The following is a 23,594-nucleotide window of genomic DNA, read 5'->3' on the forward strand; positions in this document are numbered from 1 at the left end:
GAAAGCATTTTCCTACAGCCCCGCTTCCGGTTTACTTGAATCGCCTTTTCCCGCCCGAGACGGAGAAGGCCGATGCTCAACCGCAAGCCGATATTCGATGAAGTGCGCCTGCTGCTGGGGCGGGGTTTCGATCAGGCCGAAGTCGTTCGGCTCGATGCCGCCATCGACCGCGCGCTGGGCACTGCGTCGCACACACGGCAGCTTTGCGATGCCGGCAGAACGCTCATCCGCAAGTGGGAAGGCTGCGCCCGGCGCCGTGCCGATGGCCGTTTCGAAGCCTATCCCGATCCGGGCAGCGCGAATGGCGAACCCTGGACCATCGGCTGGGGCTCCACCGGCCCCGATATCCGCAAGGGCGTGATCTGGACCCAAGCCGAGTGCGATGCCCGCTTCGACCGGGACATCGTGCGCTATGTAGAAGAAGTCGCCGCAGCGCTGGGCGACGCGCCGACCACACGGGATCAGTTCGATGCGCTGGTCTCGTTCCACTACAACACCGGTGCTATCGGCCGGGCCACGCTCACGCGGCTGCACAAGGCCGGACGCTTCGCAGAGTCGCAGGCTGAGTTCGGAAAATGGATCTACAACGACGGCAGGCCGATGGACGGGCTCAGAATTCGCCGCAATGACGAAGCCGCGCTCTACGGGCTAATCTGAAGGCCTGCCCGTTCGTGTCGAACGGAAATGGCAATCTCGCCCACCCCTTCACAGCCGCGGCAGCGTCACGCCCTTCTGGCCCATGTATTTGCCCGCGCGGTCGGCATAACTGATCTCGCAAGGCTCGTTGCCCTGCAGGAACAGGAACTGGCAGGCGCCCTCGTTGGCGTAGATGCGCGCGGGGAGCGGCGTGGTGTTGGAGAACTCCAGCGTGACGTGCCCTTCCCAGCCCGGTTCGAGCGGGGTGACGTTCACGATGATACCGCAACGCGCATAAGTGCTCTTGCCCAGGCAGATCACCAGCACATCCTTGGGCACGCGGAAGTACTCCACCGTGCGCGCGAGCGCGAAGGAGTTGGGCGGGATCACGCAGACGTCGGTCTCGCGGTCGACGAAGGAATTCGCCGCGAAGTCCTTGGGATCGACGATCGCCGAATCGACATTGGTGAAGATCTTGAACTCGGGCGCGACGCGGGCGTCGTAGCCGTAGGACGACAGGCCATAGGAAATGCACCCGTCGCGGCGCTGGGCCTCCACGAAAGGTTCGATCATGCCATTGTCCAGCGCCTGTTGCCGGATCCACTTGTCGCTCAGAATCGCCATGAACGGGTGATTCCCGATGGTTCGCGGCGGAGCAAGTGGCAGCGCAAATTTGTCCACCGCGCCCCCACTTTATTTCAAGGTTAACTCTAGGATGGTATCGGCATGGCCATGACCAGCCCTGCCCGCATTCTCGTCATCTTCGGCACGCGTCCGGAAGCGATCAAGCTCTTCCCCGTCGTCCATGCCCTCAAGGCCGATCCCCGCTTCGAATGCGTGGTCTGCGTGTCCGCGCAGCACCGGCAGATGCTCGATCAGGTGCTCGATATCACCGGGATCGTACCCGACCACGATCTCGACGTGATGCAGCCCGACCAGACGCTCGATGCGCTGACCGCCAACCTGCTCACCGGCCTCGGCAAGGTGATGGACGAAGTGCAGCCCGCACGCGTGATCGTACAGGGCGATACGGCCACCGCCATGACCGGCGCGCTCGCGGCCTATTACCGCAAGGTGCCGGTCGATCATGTCGAGGCGGGCCTGCGCAGCTACAACATCTATCACCCCTGGCCCGAAGAGGTGAACCGCAAGATCATCGGTGCCATGGCCAGCCTGCACTTCGCCCCGACCACCACGAGCGAAGCCGCGCTGCTCAAGGAAAACGCCGATCCCGCCCGGGTGCACGTCACCGGCAATACGGTGATCGACGCGCTGCATTGGGTCTCCGCGAAGATCGAGCGCGAACCCGCGCTGGCCACGAACCTTGCCGACCTCGAAGCGAAGTTCGCCGGCAAGCGGATCATCGGCGTGACCAGCCACCGGCGCGAGAACTTCGGCGAGGGCATGGAGCAGATCGCCAAGGCCATCCGCCAGATTGCCGAGCGCCCCGACACGGCAGTGATCTTCCCCGTCCACCTCAATCCCAACGTGCGCAAGGTGATGAACGAGCGCCTCTCCGGTCTCGATAACGTCGCGCTGATCGAACCGCTCGACTATCCGCACTTCGCGCGGCTGCTGAACATTGCCGAGATCATGCTGACCGACAGCGGCGGCGTGCAGGAGGAAGCCCCAGCGCTGGGCAAGCCGGTGCTGGTCATGCGCGAGACCACCGAGCGTCCTGAAGGCGTGGAGGCCGGCACGGCCAAACTGGTCGGCACCGATGCCGCGCGGATCGTTACCGAAATATCAACCTTGCTCGACGATACCTCGGCTTACGAAGCCATGGCGCGCGCCCACAACCCATTCGGGGACGGGCAGTCCGCGCGCCGTATCGTGGAGCTGCTCGCGAATGAAATCGGACAATAAACCGTCGGTCTGTGTTGTCGGCCTCGGCTATATCGGTCTTCCCACCGCTGCCGTGATCGCCCGCGCAGGGTGCAAGGTGCTCGGCCTCGACGTTTCGCAGAAGGTCGTGGACACCATCAACCGCGGCGAGATCCATATCGAGGAAGTCGATCTAGACGGCCTCGTCCACGGCGTTGTTTCGCGCGGCCTGCTGTCCGCCTCGACCGAAGTCGCGCCTGCCGATGTCTTCGTGATCGCGGTTCCCACGCCTTTCGACAAGAACCACGCGCCAGATATTTCCTATGTGCTCGCAGCCGGCAAGACCATCGCGCCGGTACTCAAGCACGGCGACGTGGTAATTCTTGAATCGACCTCGCCGGTCGGCACGACCGAACAGCTTCGCGACATGATCGCCGGCATGCGCCCGGACCTGAAGGTCCCCGGCCTGACCAGCGAGATCCCCGATATCTCCATCGCCTATTGCCCCGAACGCGTGCTGCCCGGCCGCATTCTGGAGGAGTTGACCAACAACGACCGCTCGATCGGCGGCATTACCCCGCGCTGCGCCCGCAAGGCGCTGGCCTTCTACAAGCGCTTCGTGCGCGGCGAGTGCGTGACGACCGATGCCCGCTCGGCGGAAATGACCAAACTGGTCGAGAACGCCTATCGCGACGTGAACATCGCTTTCGCCAACGAGCTGTCCATCGTCTCGGACAAGATGGGCCTCGACGTGTGGGAAGTGATCCGCCTCGCCAATCGCCACCCGCGCGTGAACATCCTCTCGCCCGGCCCCGGCGTCGGCGGCCACTGCATCGCGGTGGACCCATGGTTCATCGTCCACGGCGCGCCTGAGGAAACCCCCCTGATCCGCACCGCGCGCGGCGTGAACGACGGCAAGATGCACCATGTCGTCGCCAAGGCCGAAGCGCTCGTGGAAGCCCACCCTGATGCGAAGGTCGCCTGCCTCGGCCTGGCCTTCAAGGCAAACATCGACGACTTCCGCGAGAGCCCGGCCCGCTTCGTCGCCAGCCGACTAGCCCGCAAGTTCGGTGAACGCATCCACATCGTCGAGCCCTATGCCGCAGAACTGCCGATCGAGTTCACCGATACTGGTGCGGTGCAGATCGACATCGACGACGCGCTGGAGACCTGCGAGATCATGATCGTGCTGGTCGACCACGACGTGTTCCGCGTCGTGCCGCTGGCCGAACGCGCGGACAAGCTCGTCTACGACACGCGCGGCATCTGGCCCGACCAGCCCCGCGTCGTGCGCGAGGAGGAAGCCCGCCTCAAGCTGGTGGTGTAATACGCATGTGCCGGCGCGAAGCGGCATGCTTCGCCTCGGCATCGCCCTGCACTTCCACCGCCATCGCCACGTGCGGATAGGCCAGCAGCAGTTCGAACAAGCGACGCTCCGCCACGTCGAGCGCGTCCAGCTGTTTGCCGTCCAATCGATCCAGCGCCGGCACGACGAGCGGCTGCATGGCCGCATGAAACGCAAGCCGTCCGGCCTCGCTGCTGTCATCGCGAAGCACGGCCCGTGCGGCCAGATCCGGCGCATTCCAGACACCCACGAAAGGCTCCAGCGCCGCGAATCCCTTGGGCAGCGCGCTCATGCCGCCGCCTCTGCCAGCGTGCGTGTCGCGACATGCACGCGGACGCGTTTCTCCACTTCCAGATAGAGATGGCGCAGCAGCACTTCGTGGTCCTGAAAGTGGATATGATCGATCACCGCCATGCCCTGCTGGCTGGCCTCCACCGCCTCGCGATCCTCCGAAAGCACGTCGCGAATGGTGACGGCGGCGAATTCGCGGGTAAAGGCTGCCGCGGCATCCTCGGGCGGCGCGGTCCAGTACATCCGCACCTGCCCGCGCGTGCGGTCCGGGCCGAGCGGGTACATCGTGTGCGTGTAGTTCTGGTAGGGCGGCAGCCCCACCATGTGGAAGCAGGGGAACAGTTTGAAGTCGGTCTTCGGGAAATCCAGCCCTTCCCGGCGGGCCAGCTCGCCGACCCTGGCATAGCCCAGCTTCAGGCTCCCAGCGACGGGCGGCGGATCGGGGTTCTTCCAGAGCTTCTGGCCGCGATGCGGACCGAGAAAGCCGTAATGCGTGGGATAGCCAAAGGGGTTTTCCGGCCCAAGCGCCTGCTCCCCGGTGCGCGGGTGGATGAAGCGGAGGTGATAGTTCTCCTGGAAGTTGTCGAAGTTGGTCTTCCAGTTGGCACCGATCTCGTAGGTCCATTCGGTGAAGCAAGTCGCCCGGGCCACCGGCAGGCGCTCCATGGCCGCGGCAATCGGCCCGAAGAATTCGCGCGCGGTCTGTTCGGGCTCGTGCGCGAAATTCACGAAGATCATTCCGGCGACGACCTCGGTCGCCACGGGCTTGAGCGCGCAGCCCTCGCGAGGCACCTCGAAGCGCTCGAAGTCCGGCGCCGAAAGCAGCGCCCCGTCGCTGCCATAAGTCCACATGTGATAGCGGCAACTCAGCTTGCTGCGCCGCCCGCTCATCTCGTCGACCAGCCGCGAGCCGCGATGGCGGCAGGCATTGTGGAAGGCCCGCACCTGCCCGTCACGCCCGCGCATGATCAGCAGCGAGGCGCGCGCGAACTCGATCTCGCGCCGCACGAAGCTGCCCGGCTCGGGCACCTCGCAGACATGGCCGATGTGAATCCAGCTGCGCAGGAACACCGCCTCGCGCTCCCGTTCCCACCAGTCCGGATCGTGATAGGGCGCGGCGGAGAGCGGCCCCCGGCCGAACCGGTCTGCCGCCTCTTCCACGCTCAGCATGTCCAGAATGTCGTCGTCTTGCATCGCTCTCCCCACCGGCTTCAGCCGAGCCTCTGACGCGATGCTATCGGAGTTCGCTTCTACAGCCAAGCGCTTGCTTGGTTTGGCAGTCGGGATGCAGTTCCCTGCTGGAATTCCCGAACGGGCCCTGCTAATCCATCGCCTCATGATGAACCCGCCCGAAACCGTCTACACTGATTCCCACCGCGTCTACTGCGACGGCGCCACCGACATTCGCGCCGGCGCCGCCCTCGGCCATCCGCGCGTCTGGATGGAAATCGACGAGAAGGGCTATGTCGAATGCGGGTATTGCGACCGCCGCTTCGTGCTCAAGGGCGGCCCGGCCGACCAACAGGCGGCCTGATCTTTCCAACACGGTTGTAAGCCGCGCTTCCTCATCCCCGCGCATGCGGGGATCCAGCCCGCGCGTTCTCGCACCGTCCACACCTTGGGAACGGGATTGCCGCCTTCGCGGGAATGACGAGGACTGAACCAATGGTCTCCCGCGCCATTCTCACGGCATCGTCATTTCAATCCGCGCCGGTGTCTCCTATATCAGGAGGCATGACAGCCACCGATCCACGTTCGCTCCTCTATCGCCAGCTCACACCCGAAGACGCGCAGGCGCTTGCCGCCGAGACGCTCAAGGCCTGTGACGATGGCGAACTCTACATGCAGTTCCTGGCGAGCGAGGCCTTCGGGTTCGACGACGGCCGGCTGAAAACCGCCGACTACTCGCGCGATGCCGGCTTCGGCCTGCGCGGCGTTTCCGGCGAGATGACGGGCTTTGCTCACGCCAACGAGATTTCCGCCGCCGCCATCCGCCGCGCCGGCGAGACGCTGCAACTGCTTGATCCGGCGAAGGGCCGGCATGCCGCACCGCCGATGAAGAGCAACCGCCATCTCTACACCGATGCCTCGCCGCTCGATCTCGTCGAGTTCGGCGAGAAGGTGAAGCTGCTCGAAACCATCGACGCCGCTGCCCGCGCCCGCGACCCGCGCGTGGCGCAGGTGAGCGCCACGCTCTCCGGATCATGGTCGGTGGTCGAGATCGTTCGCGCCGACGGCTTCGTCGCCACCGACGTGCGCCCACTCGTGCGCCTCAGCGTCTCGATCGTCGCCGAGAGCAACGGACGGCGCGAGACCGGCTCGTACGGTATCGGCGGCCGCTGGCTCTACGACGACCTGTTCCAGCCGCAGACCTGGAACGAGGCGATCGATACCGCGCTGGCACAGGCGCTGGTCAATCTCGAAAGCGTCGATGCCCCGGCGGGCGAAATGCCCGTGCTGCTCGCGCCAGGCTGGCCCGGCGTGATCCTGCACGAAGCCATCGGCCATGGCCTGGAAGGCGATTTCAACCGCAAGGGCACGTCCGCATTCTCCGGCCGCATCGGCGAGCGCGTCGGTGCACCCGGCGTGACCGTGGTGGACGACGGCGCCATCGAGAATCGCCGCGGCTCGCTCTCCATCGACGATGAAGGCACGCCAACGCAGGAAACCGTGCTGATCGAGGACGGCATCCTCAAGGGCTACATGCAGGACCGGCTCAACGCCCGCCTCATGGGGGTGGAGCCCACCGGCAATGGTCGCCGTGAGAGCTACGCCCACGCCCCGATGCCGCGCATGACCAACACCTTCATGAAGGCCGGCAACGACGATCCCGAAGAACTGCTCAGCCGCATCAAGAACGGCATCTTCGCCAAGAACTTCGGCGGCGGCCAGGTCGACATCGTCTCGGGCAAGTTCGTGTTCTCCTGCACCGAGGCCTACAAGGTCGAAAACGGCAAGCTCGGCGCTCCGATCAAGGGCGCGACGCTGATCGGTGACGGCCCCTCGGTGCTGACCAAGGTCAAGGGGATCGGCAACGATCTGGAGCTGGACCGCGGCGTCGGCGTGTGCGGCAAGGGCGGTCAGAGCGTACCCGCAGGCGTAGGCCAGCCGACCCTGCTGGTCGAAGGGCTGACGGTGGGCGGCACCGCCTGACCCTGGTCAGCTTCAGTTCAGAACCAGGGCGTTAACCCCTCAACAGGATGGGATTCGTCTGGAGAAGACTGGCCATGAAAAAGTCCGTATCAGCCATTGCCGCCTCGATGGTGGCCAGTGCAGCCCTGCTTGCAGCTCCTGCCGTGCAGGCCAAACCGAAGCTTACCGGTGAGGAACAGCTCGCCAAGATGCTGGAAGGCCGCGAAGCCGGAGAGCCGGTGAACTGCATCCCGCTGTCGCAGGCGACCAACACCACGGTAATCCCCAAGACGGCCATCGTCTATCGCGTCGGCTCGACGCTCTACGTGAACCGCCCAACCAACGCTGAACTGCTCGATGACGACGATATCCTCGTCACCCGCCTGTTCGGCTCGCAGCTGTGCAGTGTCGATACCGTGCAGCTCCACGATCGTTTCGGCGGCAACATGTGGCGCGGTTTCGTCGGCCTGCGCGAGTTCGTGCCTTACAAGAAGGTCAAATCGGACAAGTAATACACTTCAGTCCGTGTCCCCGAAGGAAAGCGGCCGCGAGCATGCTCCCGGTCGCTTTCTGTATGCCTGTGCGGATCAACTCTCGCCAAAATTGCATTTGTCCCCCTGAAGGCTAGAGTGCCGCCATGGTAGCCAATCGGGGATACAACTCGACCAGCGCGAAAACGCGCCAGCGTCTGATAGAAGCCGCGTCCGAAATTCTCGATGAGGAAGGCTATCCCGCTTTCACCGCGCGCCGCATTGCCAGCCGGGCAGAGCTCAAGCCCCAACTGGTGCACTACTACTTCCGCTCGATGGAAGAGCTGGTCGTTACCGTGTTCAAGCGATCATCCGCGAGCTACTTCCAGCTCCACGACGAAGCCCTCTCCAGCCCCCGTCCGCTGCACGCGCTGTGGCGATTGAACTGCCACATTCCCGAAGCGCGGCGGATGCTGGAGTACGTGGCACTGGGCAAGATCTACCCTGCCCTGCGCGAAGAGATGCGCGCCAGCGGCGAAAGCTTCCGCGCGCTGCAGATCGAGGCCATCGAGAATATCTGCAGGCAGCGCGGCATAGACAATCCGCCGATGCCGGCGGCAGCGCTTGCAGCGATGATGTCCGCCGTGGCGCGCAGCATCGTCATCGAAAGCAATGTCGCGATGACGATGGCGCACGAAGAGCTCAACACTTTCGTCGAGAAAACGCTCGATCAATACGATCCAAGCTAAGTTCTATTGCCGGTGTGGAATGTCCGGCGCGCGCTGACGGGCGAGCTGTCACTTGACAGGTGTACAGTCGCGCATAATACGCGGGTGGAAAGTTATCGGCCACCAAGCGCGCAATAATGCGCAGGACCCAAGAATATAAAAGTCAGCACAAAACGTAAAAGTGAGGGCTGATTGAAGGGAGAGAGAGAAAATGGCCTACCGCAACAGGGGCGTGCGTTTGCGCGCATTGCTGGGAACCGCCACAACCGGAGTATTGGCACTGGCCAGCCCGGCGATGGCGCAATCGGCTCGGAATTCCACTGACGATGCGCCAAAGCAGACTGCCGGTCTCAATGAAATCATCGTTACCGCCCAGCACCGTACGGAAAACCTGCAGGAAGTTCCGATCGCCGTCGCCGCGGTCACGGCCGACACGCTGAGCAAGGCCGGCATCAACGAGACCAACGCGCTCAGCCAGGTCATCCCGGCCGTCAACTTCCAGCGTTCGGGCGCCAGCGGTCTGTTCTTCGTGCGCGGCGTGGGTACCACCAACGCCTCGGTCGGCGACGAGGGCTCGAACGCCTTCTACGTCGACGGCGTCTATATCCCCGACCTTGCCGGCACGGTGACCCAGTTCAACAACATCGAGCGGATCGAAGTGCTCAAGGGCCCGCAAGGCACCCTGTTCGGCCGCAACGCTTTCGGCGGCCTGATCCACATCATCACCAAGGAACCCGGCGACTATCTCGAAGCGCAGGGCGAAGCGGGCTACGCCAATTACGAGACCGTGCATGGCAAGCTCTATGTCGGCGGCCCGATCACCGACAACCTGAGCATGGATATTGCCTTGACCGGCTACAACCAGTCGAAAGGCTGGGGCCGCAACCTCACGCTGGACCGCGACATCAAGAAGATGAAATACTGGGGTGCACGCTCCAAGCTGGTCTGGCGCCCGACCGACACAGTCAAGATAACGCTGGCGGCCGACTACTACGACATGGACGACAACACCGCGATCGGCTGGTCCATCGACGAGGACTTCCCCGGCCGCGGCTTCACCGGCCCGGTCTATTCGGTCGGCTCGCTGGACACGGCGGCCAACGACTATTCGCTCACGCAGCTTGAGAACTGGGGCGTCAGCGGCACGATCGAAGCGGATCTCGGCCCGGTTTCGCTGACCAGCATCAGTTCGGTTCGCGACAGCACCAACGACAGCGACTTCGACGTCGATGCCGGCCCGCTGCCCTGGCTGCGCATCGCCTTCACTTCGGGATCGCGCGCCTACCAGCAGGAATTGCGGCTGGCATCGAACTCGACCGATCCCCTCTCCTGGCAGGTCGGCGCGTTCTACCTGCGCTCGGAAGTCTACAATCAGTCGACCTTCTCTGGCCTCGGCCTGAGCCCGCTTTCGGCGCTCTACATCGATGCCTCGCTGGACACCGATTCCTATGCGGGCTTCGGTGAAGTCAGCTACAAGGTCACGCCGACCACCACGCTGACCGGCGGCCTGCGCTACACCAAGGACATTCGCAAGCTGGGCGGCGGCCAATCGCCGATCGTGGGCACGACGATGCTTCCGCAAATCCCCACGACGGGCAAGATTTCCTACGGCAAGTTCACCTGGCGCGCCGCCATCCGGCAGGAAATCACCGATACCGTGAGCGCCTACGCCTCGTACAACCGCGGCTTCAAGGCGGGCACCTATTCGCTGCAGAGCCCTGCCAATGCCCCGGTCGAGCCGCAGTACATCAATGCCTATGAAATTGGCGTGAAGTCGGAACTGCTCGATCGCCGCCTGCGCCTCAACGCCTCGGCTTTCCACTACGACATCTCGAACTACCAGATCCGCTCGGCCGCGCTGAGCAATCTGGGGTCGGCGGTACTGCTCAATGCGGCATCGGTGAAGGTCGACGGTATCGACGTCGAATTCGAGGCTGCGCCGGTCGAAAACCTGCGCATCTTCGGCGGCTTCACCTGGCTCGATTCGCGCTTCGACAATTTCGGTGCGCCGGGCTCGGAGTATCAGGCGCCCTTCATCTATCCGCTTCCGGCGGTCTGCGATGCGCCGGGGACGGCCGATCCGGGCAGCACTACCGGCACGCCGACCGGCGGGTTCCTGACCTGCCTCGGCGATGCCTCGGGCTTCCAGACACCCGGTTCACCCGACTTCACCGCGAGCATGGGCATGAGCCTGACGGTTCCGGTACGCGAGACGGGCGAACTGCGCTTCAACCTGCTGGGCAGCTACAACTCCGGCTTCCCGTTCGAATCCGACGGGACGCTGCGCCAGAAGAAGTACGCCCTGCTCAACGGCTCGATCGCCTACTGGCTCAACGAGCACTGGGGCGTAGAAGTCTGGGGCAAGAACCTGACCAACACCAAGTACTTCCAGCAGAAAATCTCGACCGGCCTCGGCGCCACGACCGCACGCGCGGCGCCGGCGACCTACGGCGTCACCGTGAAGTTCGACTACTAAGCCACCCTGGCTTACAAACTCGTGCGCCCGGGCCTCACGGTCCGGGCGCATCTCTTTTTCGGAAGTGGAAGACTTACAGACCCAGCTGGCCGCGGATCGCGCCTTGCGGATAGGCCTTGGTGTGGACGTTGACATAGTAGCCGGTGAAATTGGTCTTCATCGCATCCTGCAGCCACTCGGGCGCACCGACGCAGCCTTTGAAACCGCCTTCGGCCGCCTCTGTCAGCTCGATCACCGGCGGGCCGTTTTCGCCCGCCGCGCCGCTGTGAATATGCGCGGCGGTCACCGGACCGATGCCCTGGATATCATGCAGGTTGTAGCAGACCTGATCGAGGTTCTTCGCAACGCTCACTTCGGCCTTGGCGCTGCCATCCGGATCGCCCGGACCGACTTCCTGCGCGCCGGTCAGATTGGCGGTATAAGTCATGGTGGTCGCCTGAACGGCGGTTTCTTCCACCGTCGCACAGCCGGCCAGCACAGTAGCGCCGGCCAGCGCGGCAAGGATAAGGGGGCGGTTCATGGTTCTCTCCGAAGTTTGCTTTGGCTAAAGCGAAGCAACGTGTCGGAGGGCAGCCCGGTTCCTTTAGCTTCGGGCTATGCGTTGAGAGCGTTTGCTTCAGCCCCAAAAGTGCCGGCAGTCGTCCTCACCTGATGAGGGCGTTTATCCACGCCCATCGCGAGGATCTCGGTATCGAGCCGATCTGCCATGAACCGGCCTCGGCCGCATTCGCAGCGAAAGAAAGGTCTACTTCGGCACGATCCTTCGCCGCGAACGGAACAGCGGCGCCACCGCCCGAGGAGCTGAAGAGAAATAGAAGTGCACATAGCTCGCCGTCAGCGAACCGATGCGAAATACCGGTTCGCCCTGGCGTCCGTCGACTGTGGTGGCCCTGACCAGGGCGCGCTCTTCGGTCTGCATCTGCGAGTAATGAAAGGTGTGCCCGCGAAGGCATCCACCCGGCAACTCGACCTGCTGTAGCCCCAACGCGGCGAGGCGAGGCTGCATCGCTGCCTTGCCTGGGATCAGCCCGGCCATTTGCGCAGACGATCCGTCTTTCGCCTCAAGCACTTCCATGCAGTAGAGCATGCCTCCGCATTCGGCGAGGATCGGCTTGCCGGCCGCATGATGATCGCGCACGGCTTCCATCATCGCACGGTTTGCGGACAGGGCTTCCAGATGGAGTTCGGGATAGCCGCCGGGCAGCCAGAGCGCATCGCATTCGGGCAGGCCCTGATCTTCAAGCGGGGAGAAGAAGGAAAGGCGCGCACCCATCGCCTCCAGACTGGCGAGATTGGCCGGATAGATGAACCCGAACGCCGCATCGCGGGCTATGGCTACGCGCACGCCTTCGAGCAGGCGTTCGGTCGCTGCTCCGGCAGAGGGAGGCTCAAAACTGACAGCTGGAGGAAGCCATGCCGCACTCGCGGGCAAATTGGTCACGGCCTGCTCCAGCCGAGCATCGAGATCGGCGATCTCGGCTGCCTGCACAAGGCCCAGATGGCGTTCCGGAAAGGCCGCGGCAGGATCGCGCGGCAAGGCGCCCAGCCAGGTTATGGAGGGCGGCAGGCTCTCTTCGAGCATCTGCGCATGGCGCGCGCTGCCCACACGGTTGGCGAGAACGGCGGCAAGGTTCACATCCTCGCGATAGCCGGCCAGCCCGTGGGCCAGCGCTCCGAACGTCTGCGCCATCGCCGATCCGTCGATCACTGCCAGCACCGGCAGGCCAAAGCGGGCGGCAAGATCGGCCGAGGAAGGATCGCCGTCGTATAGGCCCATGACGCCCTCGACGAGGATGACATCGGCCTCCCGTGCCGCTTCGTGCAGCAGGCGGCGGCATTCGTCCTCGCCCACCATGAACAGGTCGAGCTGGTACACCGGGGCGCCGCTCGCCTGTTCGAGAATCATCGGGTCGAGGAAATCCGGCCCGCACTTGAACACGCGCACACGCCGCCCGGCCTTGCGATGCAGCCGCGCGAGCGCGGCCGTCACCAGCGTCTTGCCCTGCCCCGAAGCCGGAGCGGAGACCAGCAAGGCCGGGCAGCGCGCCACCAGAGTCACAGCTTGATCGTCACAGGTCGATGCCCACCTGCGCCCGCACGCCCGCGCGAAAGGCGTGCTTTTCATCGCGGATCGCACTCACCGTATCGGCCAGTTCGACCAAATCGGCATGGGCAGCGCGCCCGGTGATGACCACGTGCTGCATCTCCGGCCGATTGCGGATCGGCGGCAGCACCTCTTCCAGCGAGAGGTAGCGGTAGTTGATGAGATAGGTCAGCTCATCGAGCACCACCAGCGACACGGTGGGATCGGCCAGTGCCTGCATCGCCTTTTCCCACCCGGCGCGAGCCATGGCGATATCGCGGCGCAGATCCTGCGTTTCCCAGGTGAAGCCCTCGCCGCAGTTCTCCCAGGTCACGCCGGGCTGGCGGGAGAGGAAGGCGCGTTCGCCCACGTCTTCCTTGCCCTTGATGAACTGGAACACCGCCGCCGTCCGCCCATAACCGAGCGTGCGGGCGACCATGCCGAAAGCGCTGGAGGACTTGCCCTTGCCGTTGCCGGTCAGCACCAGCACCAGCCCCTTGTCCTCTTTGGCGGCAGCGATCTTCGCATCGACCACTGCCTTGTGCTTGAGGGTGCGTTCCTTGTGACGGCGTTCTTCCTCGGTGAGGTCGTCCGTGCCGCTCACCGCGAACGCTCGCGGCGCAGCGCGGGACGGGCCGTGAGGAGCAGCGCCCACAAGGCCACCGCAACCCCCGACCACAGCAGGCTCGACATCAGTGACACCGGGAAATAACGTGCGATGCGCGGCAGGAATCCCGTGATGGTGGGTTCGGGGAAACGCCCCCCCAGGAAGTAGAATCCGCCGCTCGAAAACAGATGCGAGGCGAAAGTCGCGACCACCAGCAGCACGGCCATTGCGGGCAGCGACTGCAGCCGCTCGGGCATGCGTGCAGCATAGCGCCCCGCCATCCACATCACGGCATAGGCGGGGATCAGCATGGCGTAGGCGGGCGTGTAGCAGAAGTCGGATACGCCGAGCATAGAGATCGACACGACATCGATCGCGTAGCCGAGCGCGAACAGCCCTACGAAGCCGGTAAAGCGGCGGACAAAATAACCGAGCACAAAAAAGCTCGCGAGCGCGGTGCTCGGAATGTGGACCAGATGCGTCAGTGCGTGTGAGCGCGTGAGCAGCATCACGGCGGCAAGAATGCCGAAAACCGTCACTTCGAAACGGCTGAATTGAAAAGCGGTGGAACGATTCATCGTTGGAATCTCCGGATAGAGTCGGGAGGAATACGTCGGGCACGCGCCAGGCAGCGCGCGTGCAGGAGCCGGGGCAAAACCCCTTTCGAATTCAGCGGTGCAGCATGACTTCACAGGCTCCCTTCGACGCGACACACGAATGTCGTCCGCCAAGGGAATCTCCCCGCATCAGCGAGGCCCTCGTCCGCCCGGTTCATCCCGCCCGTGCGAAGGAACGACGGCATCGGGCCGGTTTCCTGACTTCCGGTTCACCGCGCTTTTCGCCGCCTTCTCGGGAGGAAATCTCCCAATGGCATCTGGCGATGCGCTCACCGGTCACAGTTGCGGGAGCAGTGCCGGATTCGGAGGCTTTCGCCGCCGTCCGGACTTCCCGATTAAGCCCTCTCGGGCACCCGATACACTCGCGTGCATAAGCGAGCGTCCGGCTTGCCGCAAGCATATTGCACTTGCACACATTGCATCTGCACGATAATTGCCGAGCCGCGACAGGTTCCCCCACAAGGGATCAAAAGGGAACCGGGTGAGAAACCCGGGCTGCCCCTGCAACTGTAAGCGGCGAGCCATCCGGCCACTACGCCATTGGGATCGAAAGGTCCTGAGAAGGCGGCCGGACCGGCCCTGACCCGCAAGCCAGGAGACCTGCCTGACGCAGTCGTTCTTCATCCGGGCAGGGTGCACCGGGTGTTCGAGGGCCCTGCGAATTGCAGGGTCATCCCTCGCGCAACGACAGCCACCGCCTTGCCGGCCAAATCCGTGCGAGGGGCGTCATGTCGTGCCCATCCCTTTCCGGACGGGCCTGCGGAATCGTTCCTTCGCACCGGATGCAACCGGTGGGCAAACGCCGTTTGCATGAAGGGACCTGTCCCATGTCGAAATTGATCCGTCTGGCCGCGTTTCCGGCCGTTCCCGTTTTCCTTTGCGCCACTCTCCCCCACACGGCGCGCGCCGATGAAGCGCCCGACGCCAGCATTGTCGTTACCGCGCTGCGCACACCGGTTGCGCAGGAGCGCGTCTCCTCCAGCATCACCGTGCTGGAGGAGGACTCCATCATCGAAACCCAGCCTATCGCGCTGAGCGATATCCTGCTGCGCACGCCGGGCATCAGCCTTTCGCGCAACGGCGGTTACGGCACTGTCACCTCCTTGCGCATCCGCGGGGCGGACAGCGGCCAGACGGTGATGGTGCTTGACGGCATGCGCCTGTCCGATCCCTCCTCCACCGCAGGCGGGTTTGGCTTTGCCAATCTCTTCCTCGACGATGCCGAGCGTATCGAGGTCCTGCGCGGCCCGCAGTCCATCCTTTGGGGCAGCGATGCCATCGGCGGCGTGGTCAACGTCACCACTCGCAAGCCTGAAAAACCGCTGGAAGGCAGCTTCGCGGCCGAAGCCGGGAGCCACGAGACTTTTTCCGCCCGTGCGGGGGCTGGCGGCACCAGCAAGGCCATCGACTGGCGTCTGGCCGGTTCGACGTTCACCACGGACGGCATCTCCGCGCGCGCGGGCGGCACCGAGGACGACGGTTTCCGCCGCAGCGCCGCCAGCGGCACCGTGACCGTGCGCCTCGCTCCGCAGGTCTCGCTCGATTTGCGCGGATACTATTCCGACGCGCGCAACGATTTCGACGGGTTCGCGGGCGATACGCCGAGCTTCGGCCTGACGAAGGAATGGTCTGGCTATGCAGGGCTTAACTTCGCGCTGCTGGACGGGCGCTTCACCAATCGCATCGCGGCGATGCAGACAGTGACCGATCGCGAGAATTACGATCCCACCCGCGACGTCCGCCCGCTCAATTTCGATGCGCACGGCCGGGTCCGCCGTTTCGAGTACCAGGGCACCTACAGCTTTTCCGATGCGATCCAGCTCCTGTTCGGAGCCGAGCGCGAGGAGCAGCGGATGACCACCGCCTCGCCCTCGAACAGTACGGCGGCCTATGCAAAAACTCCGCACAAGGTCGATACGAACAGCATCTACGGCCAACTTCGCCTGACGCCGCTGACCGGCCTCACCCTCGATGGCGGCGTGCGCTACGATCACCAGTCGCGCTTCGGCGGCAATACCGTGATGAGCACCGGCGCGGCCTATACGCCCAATGGCGGCGCCACCATGCTGCGCGCCAGCTACAGCGAGGGATACAAGGCGCCGTCGCTCTATCAGATGTTCAGCGCCTATGGCGTGGCCGATCTCGGCCCCGAAAAAGCCAAGGGCTGGGAAGCAGGCGCGGAGCAGAGCCTCGGCCAGATCCTGCGCGTTTCCGCCACCTGGTTCGAGCGCGACACCGACAACCTGATCGACTTCGCCTATTGCCCCACCAGCGGCACCCTGCCCGACGTTTGCTACATTCCGGGCACCACCACGACCCGCTTCGGTTACTATGCCAATGTCGACAAGAGCCATGCGCGGGGTCTGGAACTCGCTGCCACTGCACGCTGGAAAGTGCTTTTCGCCGAGGGCAACTATAGCTGGATCGAGGCGGAAGACCGGACCCCGGACAGCAGCACCCATGGCCGCCAGCTCGCCCGCGTGCCGCGCCATCTCGCCAATGTCGAAGCAGGCGTGGACCTGCCCTCCGGCCTGCGTGCCAGCGTGGCCGCGCGCTATTCGGGCCGGACCTTCGACAGCGCCAGCGGCACGGCAAGACTGGACGATTACTGGCTGTTCGATGCGCGCGCGCAATGGCCGGTCACCGATGGGGTGATGCTGCAGGGCCGCGTCGAGAATCTGGCGGACAAGACCTATCAGACGGCAGGCGGCTATGGCGCGCTGGGGCGGACATTCTACCTGGGTGTAAGGAGCCGCTTCTGATGCTGCGCGCGGTCGAGTCCGGAGCCGCGGTGGTGGTCTGCTCCACCTGCCGCCGCAGCGCGGCCGCGCGCGAGGACGAAGGCGGGCAGCGCGGCGGCGCGCTGCTCGCCGAGGCCCTGCGCGCGGTGCAACGCGACGAACCGCATCTTGCCGGAGTGGCAGTGCAGGAAATGCCCTGTCTGTTTGCCTGCAAGCGCCATTGCACCGTCCACATCCGCGCGCCGGGCAAGGTCGGCTACGTGCTGGGCGATTTCACGCCCGACCGCGAGGCCGCCCGCGCCATTCTGGAATATGCCACGCACCATGCCGTCAGCGAGGAAGGTGCGGTGCGCTACGCCCAATGGCCCGACGGCGTGAAAGGCCACTTCATCACTCGCACGCCGCCCGAAGGGTACCTCTGCACATGATCCGTTTTGCCGATCGTACCGCTTTCACGGCTGCCCTTTCCGCCCTGCCCGAGCCTGGCGCGGCTGCTATTGCAGCGGCACGCACGCGGCAGGCCGAACTGACCAAGCCCGCGGGTTCGCTTGGCCGGCTGGAGGACATCGCGGTGTTCATGGCCGGATGGCAGGACACGCCGCGTCCCGGGATCGACCGGGTGCAGGCCGTGGTCTTCGCAGGCAATCATGGCGTCGCGGCGCAGCGCGTCAGCGCTTTCCCGGTGGAAGTGACGGCGCAGATGGTCGCCAACTTTCAGGCGGGAGGGGCGGCGATCAATGCGCTGTGCCGGGCAGCCGGGGCGGACCTTTCGGTCGTGCCGCTCGATCTCGACCGGCCCACCGGCGATATCTCGCGGGAAGCGGCCATGAGCGAGGCGGAATGCCTTGCCGCGCTCAATGCAGGCGCGGCAGCCGTCAGCGCGGACACGCACCTGCTGCTCGTAGGCGAAATGGGCATCGGCAATACGACCCCCGCCTCCGCACTCTGCGCCGCCGCGTTCGGCGGTGAGGCGGCGCTGTGGTGCGGCAAGGGTTCGGGTATCGACAGCGAAGGCGTGGCGCGCAAAGTCATGGCCGTGGAACAGGCGCTTGCCCTCCACCTACCGAACTGCAGCGACGCCTTCGAGGCTCTGCGCCGTCTGGGCGGGCGCGAGATCGCGGCCATGGCAGGCGCGATCCTGGCCGCGCGGATGATGCGCATTCCGGTGCTGCTGGACGGCTTCATCGCCTGCGCCTCGATTGCCCCGCTGGTAGCGCGGGTGCCGGACTTCGCCGCCCACTGCCTTGCCGCGCATTGCTCCGCCGAAGCCGGGCATGTCCGTCTGCTCGGCCATTTCGGGCTGGAGCCCCTGCTCCAGCTCGGGATGCGACTGGGCGAGGGGTCGGGGGCGGCCACTGCCGTTCCCATCGTGCGCGCGGCACTGGCCGCACACAACGAAATGGCGACATTTGCCGAAGCTGCCGTAGCGGGCGGATAATGAACGCGCGGATCATCCACTTGCTGCGCCATGGCCCGCCGGCACGGACAGGGCTGCTGCTGGGCCATCTGGACGAGCCGCCACTCGTCGCGGAATGCCCGGTCATGCTGAACCGGGTGGTGCATGTCCCGGTCCGGCAGATCGTCAGTTCGGACTTGCGCCGCACCGGCTTGCAGGCCGCGCACTTGGCGGAATCGCTGAACGTGCCGCTCTCGCGCGATCCACGCTGGCGGGAGCTATTTTTCGGCACTTGGGAAGGCCTTGCCCCCGAAGCCATCGATGAGTCAGCATTGGCCCGCTTCTGGGACGATCCCGATGCCAATCCGCCGCCGCGGGGCGAGCGCTGGTCCCAGTTGTGCCAGCGCGTGCGCGAGGGGCTGGCCGGACTGGAGAACAAATCTCTGGTCGTCACCCACGCAGGCGCCATGCGGGCGGCGGTTTCGGTGCTGACCGGGCAGGACCATCGCGCAGTCTGGGCCCTAGACCTGCCTTATCGCGCCCTCCTCTCGCTGCGGATCTGGCCCGGAAAGCCGCTGGCCGGCCAGATCATCGGCCTGGAAACGGGATACCGCGAATGAAGGCCCTGATCCTCGCCGTGCAGTTCATGACGCGCCTGCCGCTGCCCGCCGTCGCCGCAAACGAGAAGGACTTTGCGCAGGCGATACGCTGGTTCCCCATGGCGGGCATCTTCATCGGGCTATGCGTGGCAGGCGCGGCATGGGCGGGCCAGCGCCACGATCCATGGACCGGCGCTCTCGCCGCCCTGCTGGTCTGGGTGGCGATCACCGGCGCGCTGCACCTCGATGGCCTTGGCGATATCGCCGATGCCGCCGGGGCCGCCCACGGCGACCGGGAACGCCTTTCGGCAGTTCTGGCAGACCCGCATATCGGCAGCTTCGGCGTTACCGCGATCGGCCTGCAGCTGATCGCCAAGCTGATCCTGCTCCGGCTGGCGATGGGCACGATCCCGCTTGCCGCGCTGGCAGTGGTCCCGGTCGCGGCCAGGATCGGGCCACTGTTCTGGACGCTGACTCTGCCGCCGCTGCACCGGGGCATGGGAACCAGCTTCGGCGCCGGGGCAAACTGGCCTGCCTGCTTGGCATGGTTTCTCGTGCTGGACGCCTTGGCGTGGTGGTGGAGCCCCGCACTCCTGTTTGCTCTACCTGCCATGGCGATCTGGAACCTCTGGCTGCGCCGCAAAATCGGCGGCATTTCGGGCGACGGCCACGGCGCCGGGATCGAACTGGTCGAAACCGCAACGCTGGCCTTACTGGTCCTTGCCGCATGAACCCGTTCGTCACCCACGGCGGCCGTCTGGACGAAGCCTGCGCGCACTTCGGCGGCCATCCTGCGGATTGGCTGGACTTGTCGACCGGCATCAATCCGAACCCGTGGACCGGCGCCGAGACGATCCGCCCGGACTGGCGCGCCCTGCCCGACGCGCGTGCGCTCAAAAGGCTTGAAGAGGCCGCCGCTGCCCATTTCGAAACCGATCCGGCCTTGTGCTGCGCAGTTCCCGGCAGCGAGGCGGGCCTGCGCGCGCTGGGGCGGATTCTCGGCCTGCCTGCCCGCCCAATCGCGCTGACTTACGGGACGTACGCCAAGGCCTTCGCAAGCCCTCCGCCCGATCATGCCGGCCCCACTGCCCTCGTCGTGACCAACCCCAATAACCCCGACGGACGCCTCTCCCCCCGCGAAGACCTGATGTCTGCACTGGCGCGGCAGCAGCACGGCGGCGGATGGCTGGTCGCGGATGAGGCCTTTGCCGATTGCCATCCAGACGCGAGCGTAGCCGATCTCGTCGCCAACGACCGCAACCTTGCCGTGACGCGCTCGTTCGGCAAGTTCTTCGGTCTCGCGGGTGTGCGCCTCGGCTTCGTGCTGGCGCCCGAGCCCCTGCTGGCCGACTTGCGTAAGCTGCAAGGCGACTGGCCGGTCTGCTCCGCCGCGCTGGCCTTCGGGAACGCGGCCTATACCGACAGAGACTGGATAGCGGCCACCCTTGCCAGCCTGCCGGAAAGGGGCGCCAAACTCGATGCTGTTCTGGCCCGCCACGGGCTGCGGGCGACAGGTGCGTGCCCGCTGTTCCGGCTCGCCACCGCCCCCGATGCGGCAGACCTGTTCGCCACGCTCGCCCGAGCGCATATCCTGACACGCCCTTTCGCTGGCTATCCCCACCTGCTGCGCTTCGGGCTGCCTGCAGATGATGCCCTGCTGGCGCGGCTCGATGCCGCATTGGCCTTGTGGTCCGCCCGTGGTTGAGCCCGTCGCCCTCGGCGCGCTGGTGCTGGACGCCGCCCTTGGATGGCCCGACCGGATCTATCGCCGGATCGGCCATCCTGTCGCTGGCTTCGCGCGGATTATCGCCGCCTGCGAAGTGCGCTGGAACCGGCCGGATCGCCCGCCCCGCGTGCGTCGCCTGTCTGGCGTAGCGGCGATGCTGGTGCTGGTGCTGGCAAGCGGCGGCATTGCCTGTGCCGCCGAGCAGGTGATCCGCGCGCTGGCCGGACCTTGGGCCTGGCTGCCGCTCGCCTTCGCGGGATGGCCGGCACTGGCCCAGCGCAGCCTCTACGATCACTTCCGGCCGATCGAGGCCGCCCTGAAACGCGGCGATCTGCCTGCCGCGCGCGAGGCCGTCGGGATGATCGTCGGGCGCGACACCGCCGCGCTCGATGCGCCCGGCGTGGCCCGCGCAGGGATCGAGAGCCTTGCCGAAAGCTTCTGCGACGGCGTGATCGCCCCGCTGTTCTGGCTGCTGGTGCTCGGCCTGCCCGGAGCGTGGATCTACAAGGCCATCAACACGGCAGACAGCCTGATCGGCCACCCGGAGGAACCGTTACGCGATTATGGCTGGGCCGCTGCCCGGATCGACGATGCGGCCAACCTGATCCCCGCGCGCCTGAGCGCAATCCTGATCTGTCTTGCCGGTTGGGGGCGAGGCTGGCGCATCCTCTGGCGCGACCATGGCCGCCACGCCTCCCCCAACGCGGGCTGGCCCGAAGCGGCCATGGCCGGAACACTGGGTATCCGGCTCGCCGGCCCTGTCCGCTACGACGGCGTGCTCTCGCCCAAGCCATGGATCGGCGACGGCGCGGAGGCGGACGCAGGCGCCATGCTGCGCGCGGGAAACATATATCTGCGGGCCTGCCTGCTGGCATGGCTGGGTGTGGGAGGCCTGACATGGCTGGCTTGATGTTGCAGGGAACCGGATCGGACGTGGGCAAGTCGGTGCTGGTCGCCGGGCTGTGCCGTGCCTTGTCCAACCGGGGGCTCAGCGTCCTGCCCTTCAAGCCGCAGAACATGTCGAACAATGCTGCTGTCACCGACGATGGCGGGGAGATCGGACGCGCGCAGGCGCTGCAGGCGCTCGGCGCGCGGGCCGAACTGCACACCGACATGAACCCCGTGCTGCTGAAACCGCAGGCAGACCGGACCTCGCAGCTTATCGTGCATGGCAAAGTGCGCGGCATGCTAGGCTCCGCCAATTTTCGCGAGACGCGGCGCAGCTTGCTGAAAGAGGTTCTGGAAAGCTGGCAGCGGCTCTCGCGGCGAAGCGATCTGGTGATCGTCGAAGGGGCCGGATCGCCTGCCGAAATCAACTTGCGCGCGGGCGACATCGCCAACATGGGCTTTGCCCGCGCCGCCGATGTGCCGGTGGTGCTGGTGGGCGATATCGACCGCGGCGGCGTGATCGCCGCGCTGGCAGGCACCCGCACCGTGCTCGATCCGGAAGACGCGGCGATGATCCGGGGCTTTATCGTCAACAAGTTCCGTGGCGATCCCGCGCTGTTCGAGGATGGCTATTCCGCCATCGCCAAATTGACCGGCTGGCGCGGCTTCGGTGTCGTGCCCTGGCTGCCCGCCGTAGCCCGCCTGCCCAGCGAGGATTCCGTCGTGCTCGAACACGGGCTCTCTACACGGGATGGCCGGACGCTGGTGGCCTGCCCGATGCTGCCGCGCATTGCCAATTTCGACGATCTCGATCCGCTCAAGACGGAACGTGGCGTGCAGGTGGCGATGATCCCGCCGGGCCAGCCGATCCCGGCGGAGGCGGCGCTGATCGTGCTGCCCGGATCGAAAGCGACCATCGCGGACACAACCTTCCTGCGCGAACAAGGCTGGGACATTGACATCCTCGCCCATCACCGGCGCGGCGGGGCGATCCTGGGGATCTGCGCGGGCTATCAGATGCTGGGCCGCACGATTGCCGATCCTTTGGGGATGGAGGGTGTGCCGGGTGAAATCGCCGGGCTTGGCCTGCTCGATCACGAGACCATGCTCGGCCCGCAAAAGGCGCTGCGGCAGGTGCGCGGCACCGCGCTATCAGCCCGTTTCGAAGGCTATGAAATGCACATGGGCGAAACGCGCGGCGTTCCGACCAGCCGTCCGTTTGCCTTGCTTGACGACGGGCGGGCCGACGGAGCCATCTCAAGCGACGGGAAAGTAATGGGAACCTACTGCCATGGCCTGCTGGTCTCGGGAGGCTTGCGCCGCGCGCTCCTTGCCGACATCGGCGTGCAGAGCCATGGCCGCGATCACGGCGCGCTTGTCGACACCGCGCTCGACGACCTCGCCGCTGGGCTGGAAGAGCACCTCGATATCGACGCGCTTCTCACACTGGCCCAGGGAGCCTCCACTTGAGCGTTCTGTTCGTCATCGGCGGTGCGCGATCGGGCAAGAGCCATCATGCCCAGGCGCGCATGGAGGCACTGCCGGGGCGGCTCGCCTTCATTGCCACTGCGCAGCCCTACGACGCGGAAATGGAAGAACGCATCGCCCGCCATCAGGCCGATCGTGGACCGCGCTGGACAACGCTGGAAGCCCCAATCGACTTGCCGGATGCCATTGCGCACGCGTCACGATCCACCGATGGCGTGCTGGTCGATTGCCTGACGTTGTGGCTGTCGAACCTGTTGCTCGCCGAGCATGACCTGGATGCCTGTACCAAAGACCTGCAGGAAGCGGCACAAACATGCCCCGTTCCGCTAACGCTCGTAGCCAACGAGGTAGGGCTGGGCATTGTGCCCGAAAACGCGCTTGCCCGGAAATTCAGAGATGAAGCGGGACGGATGAACCAGCGCATCGCTGGAGTAGCGGACGAAGTCGTCCTTGTTGCTGCAGGACTGCCTCTGACCCTGAAGGGAAGCTAGCCGGTACACATCTGCGGTGCCCGTTGCCGCGACGTCCTTGCAGACGCCGCCCCACC

The 23,594-nt window shown here is 65.4% G+C and carries 24 protein-coding genes and 2 riboswitches; of the genes, 17 read left to right on the forward strand and 7 right to left on the reverse strand.

Going from position 1 to position 23,594, the window contains the following annotated elements; translation table 11 throughout:
- Positions 1-72 precede the first annotated feature (72 nt).
- Positions 73-657, forward strand: coding sequence for a lysozyme (locus tag IEX64_RS17020; protein ID WP_188821418.1), 585 nt, complete (start codon positions 73-75; stop codon positions 655-657).
- Positions 658-705: 48 nt separating this feature from the next.
- On the opposite strand, the gene dcd is transcribed toward IEX64_RS17020, so the two are convergent.
- A complete protein-coding gene (dcd, locus tag IEX64_RS17025) occupies positions 706-1,260 on the reverse strand; it encodes a dCTP deaminase (protein ID WP_188821420.1) in 555 nt (184 codons plus the stop codon).
- A 108-nt stretch (positions 1,261-1,368) separates the two neighbouring features.
- Here dcd and wecB point away from each other — a divergent pair, with 108 nt between their 5' ends.
- Together wecB and wecC are read left to right on the forward strand one after the other, a co-directional pair.
- The gene (gene wecB, locus IEX64_RS17030) at positions 1,369-2,502 is read left to right on the forward strand and encodes a non-hydrolyzing UDP-N-acetylglucosamine 2-epimerase (RefSeq protein WP_188821484.1); all 1,134 of its coding nucleotides are present in this window, start codon (positions 1,369-1,371) and stop codon (positions 2,500-2,502) included.
- Positions 2,486-3,787, forward strand: coding sequence for a UDP-N-acetyl-D-mannosamine dehydrogenase (wecC, locus tag IEX64_RS17035; RefSeq protein WP_188821422.1), 1,302 nt, complete (start codon positions 2,486-2,488; stop codon positions 3,785-3,787). Before wecB ends, wecC begins: the two co-directional genes overlap by 17 nt.
- On the opposite strand, the gene IEX64_RS17040 is transcribed toward wecC, so the two are convergent.
- Both IEX64_RS17040 and IEX64_RS17045 read right to left on the reverse strand, forming a co-directional pair.
- Positions 3,771-4,097, reverse strand: coding sequence for a hypothetical protein (locus IEX64_RS17040; protein WP_188821424.1), 327 nt, complete (start codon positions 4,095-4,097; stop codon positions 3,771-3,773). The two genes, wecC and IEX64_RS17040, sit on opposite strands and share 17 nt — an antisense overlap.
- Positions 4,094-5,290: an aromatic ring-hydroxylating oxygenase subunit alpha gene (locus IEX64_RS17045; RefSeq protein WP_229710506.1), complete on the reverse strand. Its 1,197-nt coding sequence runs from the start codon at positions 5,288-5,290 to the stop codon at positions 4,094-4,096. Before IEX64_RS17045 ends, IEX64_RS17040 begins: the two co-directional genes overlap by 4 nt.
- A gap of 142 nt (positions 5,291-5,432) precedes the next feature.
- Here IEX64_RS17045 and IEX64_RS17050 point away from each other — a divergent pair, with 142 nt between their 5' ends.
- From IEX64_RS17050 to IEX64_RS17070, 5 genes are all read left to right on the forward strand, one after another.
- A complete protein-coding gene (locus IEX64_RS17050; protein ID WP_188821488.1) occupies positions 5,433-5,630 on the forward strand; it encodes a zinc-finger domain-containing protein in 198 nt (65 codons plus the stop codon).
- A 200-nt stretch (positions 5,631-5,830) separates the two neighbouring features.
- Positions 5,831-7,249, forward strand: a complete 1,419-nt coding sequence (gene tldD / locus IEX64_RS17055) for a metalloprotease TldD (RefSeq protein WP_188821426.1) — start codon at positions 5,831-5,833, stop codon at positions 7,247-7,249.
- Positions 7,250-7,323: 74 nt separating this feature from the next.
- Positions 7,324-7,740 (forward strand): hypothetical protein, encoded by a 417-nt coding sequence (locus IEX64_RS17060; RefSeq protein WP_188821428.1) that lies wholly within the window; start codon positions 7,324-7,326, stop codon positions 7,738-7,740.
- Between the two features lie 125 nt (positions 7,741-7,865).
- Positions 7,866-8,447 carry a TetR/AcrR family transcriptional regulator gene (locus IEX64_RS17065; protein ID WP_188821430.1) on the forward strand — a complete coding sequence of 194 codons (582 nt, stop codon included), beginning with the start codon at positions 7,866-7,868 and terminating at the stop codon, positions 8,445-8,447.
- A gap of 190 nt (positions 8,448-8,637) precedes the next feature.
- Positions 8,638-10,902 (forward strand): TonB-dependent receptor, encoded by a 2,265-nt coding sequence (locus tag IEX64_RS17070; RefSeq protein WP_188821432.1) that lies wholly within the window; start codon positions 8,638-8,640, stop codon positions 10,900-10,902.
- Positions 10,903-10,975: 73 nt separating this feature from the next.
- Here IEX64_RS17070 and IEX64_RS17075 read toward each other — a convergent pair whose 3' ends face one another.
- From IEX64_RS17075 to IEX64_RS17090, 4 genes are all read right to left on the reverse strand, one after another.
- The gene (locus tag IEX64_RS17075) at positions 10,976-11,422 is read right to left on the reverse strand and encodes a CHRD domain-containing protein (protein WP_188821434.1); all 447 of its coding nucleotides are present in this window, start codon (positions 11,420-11,422) and stop codon (positions 10,976-10,978) included.
- Positions 11,423-11,647: 225 nt separating this feature from the next.
- Entirely contained in the window at positions 11,648-12,961 is a 1,314-nt protein-coding gene (locus IEX64_RS17080; RefSeq protein ID WP_229710509.1) for a cobyrinic acid a,c-diamide synthase CobB, read from the reverse strand.
- 10 nt (positions 12,962-12,971) lie between these two features.
- On the reverse strand, positions 12,972-13,589 hold the full coding sequence (gene cobO, locus IEX64_RS17085; protein WP_188821439.1) for a cob(I)yrinic acid a,c-diamide adenosyltransferase: 618 nt from the start codon (positions 13,587-13,589) through the stop codon (positions 12,972-12,974).
- Entirely contained in the window at positions 13,586-14,323 is a 738-nt protein-coding gene (locus IEX64_RS17090) for a hypothetical protein (RefSeq protein WP_188821441.1), read from the reverse strand. The genes cobO and IEX64_RS17090 overlap by 4 nt, the downstream gene beginning before the upstream one ends.
- Before the next feature lie 56 nt (positions 14,324-14,379).
- Positions 14,380-14,581, reverse strand: a riboswitch (cobalamin riboswitch).
- A gap of 59 nt (positions 14,582-14,640) precedes the next feature.
- Positions 14,641-14,831, forward strand: a riboswitch (cobalamin riboswitch).
- Positions 14,832-15,036: 205 nt separating this feature from the next.
- Between IEX64_RS17090 and IEX64_RS17095 the strand changes: the two genes are divergently transcribed.
- The 9 genes from IEX64_RS17095 to cobU are packed head-to-tail and all read left to right on the forward strand — an operon-like array spanning position 15,037 to position 23,538.
- Complete coding sequence (locus IEX64_RS17095) at positions 15,037-16,971, forward strand: TonB-dependent receptor plug domain-containing protein (protein WP_188821443.1); 1,935 nt, start codon at positions 15,037-15,039, stop codon at positions 16,969-16,971.
- On the forward strand, positions 16,971-17,378 hold the full coding sequence (locus IEX64_RS17100; protein WP_188821445.1) for a DUF1636 domain-containing protein: 408 nt from the start codon (positions 16,971-16,973) through the stop codon (positions 17,376-17,378). Before IEX64_RS17095 ends, IEX64_RS17100 begins: the two co-directional genes overlap by 1 nt.
- The gene (cobT, locus tag IEX64_RS17105) at positions 17,375-18,388 is read left to right on the forward strand and encodes a nicotinate-nucleotide--dimethylbenzimidazole phosphoribosyltransferase (RefSeq protein ID WP_188821447.1); all 1,014 of its coding nucleotides are present in this window, start codon (positions 17,375-17,377) and stop codon (positions 18,386-18,388) included. Before IEX64_RS17100 ends, cobT begins: the two co-directional genes overlap by 4 nt.
- Positions 18,388-18,966 (forward strand): histidine phosphatase family protein, encoded by a 579-nt coding sequence (locus tag IEX64_RS17110; protein WP_188821449.1) that lies wholly within the window; start codon positions 18,388-18,390, stop codon positions 18,964-18,966. The genes cobT and IEX64_RS17110 overlap by 1 nt, the downstream gene beginning before the upstream one ends.
- Positions 18,963-19,676: an adenosylcobinamide-GDP ribazoletransferase gene (locus tag IEX64_RS17115; protein ID WP_188821451.1), complete on the forward strand. Its 714-nt coding sequence runs from the start codon at positions 18,963-18,965 to the stop codon at positions 19,674-19,676. The genes IEX64_RS17110 and IEX64_RS17115 overlap by 4 nt, the downstream gene beginning before the upstream one ends.
- On the forward strand, positions 19,673-20,650 hold the full coding sequence (locus tag IEX64_RS17120; protein WP_188821453.1) for a threonine-phosphate decarboxylase: 978 nt from the start codon (positions 19,673-19,675) through the stop codon (positions 20,648-20,650). Before IEX64_RS17115 ends, IEX64_RS17120 begins: the two co-directional genes overlap by 4 nt.
- Positions 20,643-21,581, forward strand: coding sequence for an adenosylcobinamide-phosphate synthase CbiB (gene cbiB / locus IEX64_RS17125; RefSeq protein WP_188821455.1), 939 nt, complete (start codon positions 20,643-20,645; stop codon positions 21,579-21,581). Before IEX64_RS17120 ends, cbiB begins: the two co-directional genes overlap by 8 nt.
- Positions 21,569-23,029 (forward strand): cobyric acid synthase, encoded by a 1,461-nt coding sequence (locus IEX64_RS17130; RefSeq protein ID WP_188821457.1) that lies wholly within the window; start codon positions 21,569-21,571, stop codon positions 23,027-23,029. The genes cbiB and IEX64_RS17130 overlap by 13 nt, the downstream gene beginning before the upstream one ends.
- Complete coding sequence (gene cobU, locus IEX64_RS17135) at positions 23,026-23,538, forward strand: bifunctional adenosylcobinamide kinase/adenosylcobinamide-phosphate guanylyltransferase (RefSeq protein ID WP_188821459.1); 513 nt, start codon at positions 23,026-23,028, stop codon at positions 23,536-23,538. The genes IEX64_RS17130 and cobU overlap by 4 nt, the downstream gene beginning before the upstream one ends.
- Positions 23,539-23,594 lie beyond the last annotated feature (56 nt).

The sequence above is a fragment of the Novosphingobium indicum genome (genome assembly GCF_014645195.1).
Classification (GTDB): domain Bacteria; phylum Pseudomonadota; class Alphaproteobacteria; order Sphingomonadales; family Sphingomonadaceae; genus Novosphingobium; species Novosphingobium indicum.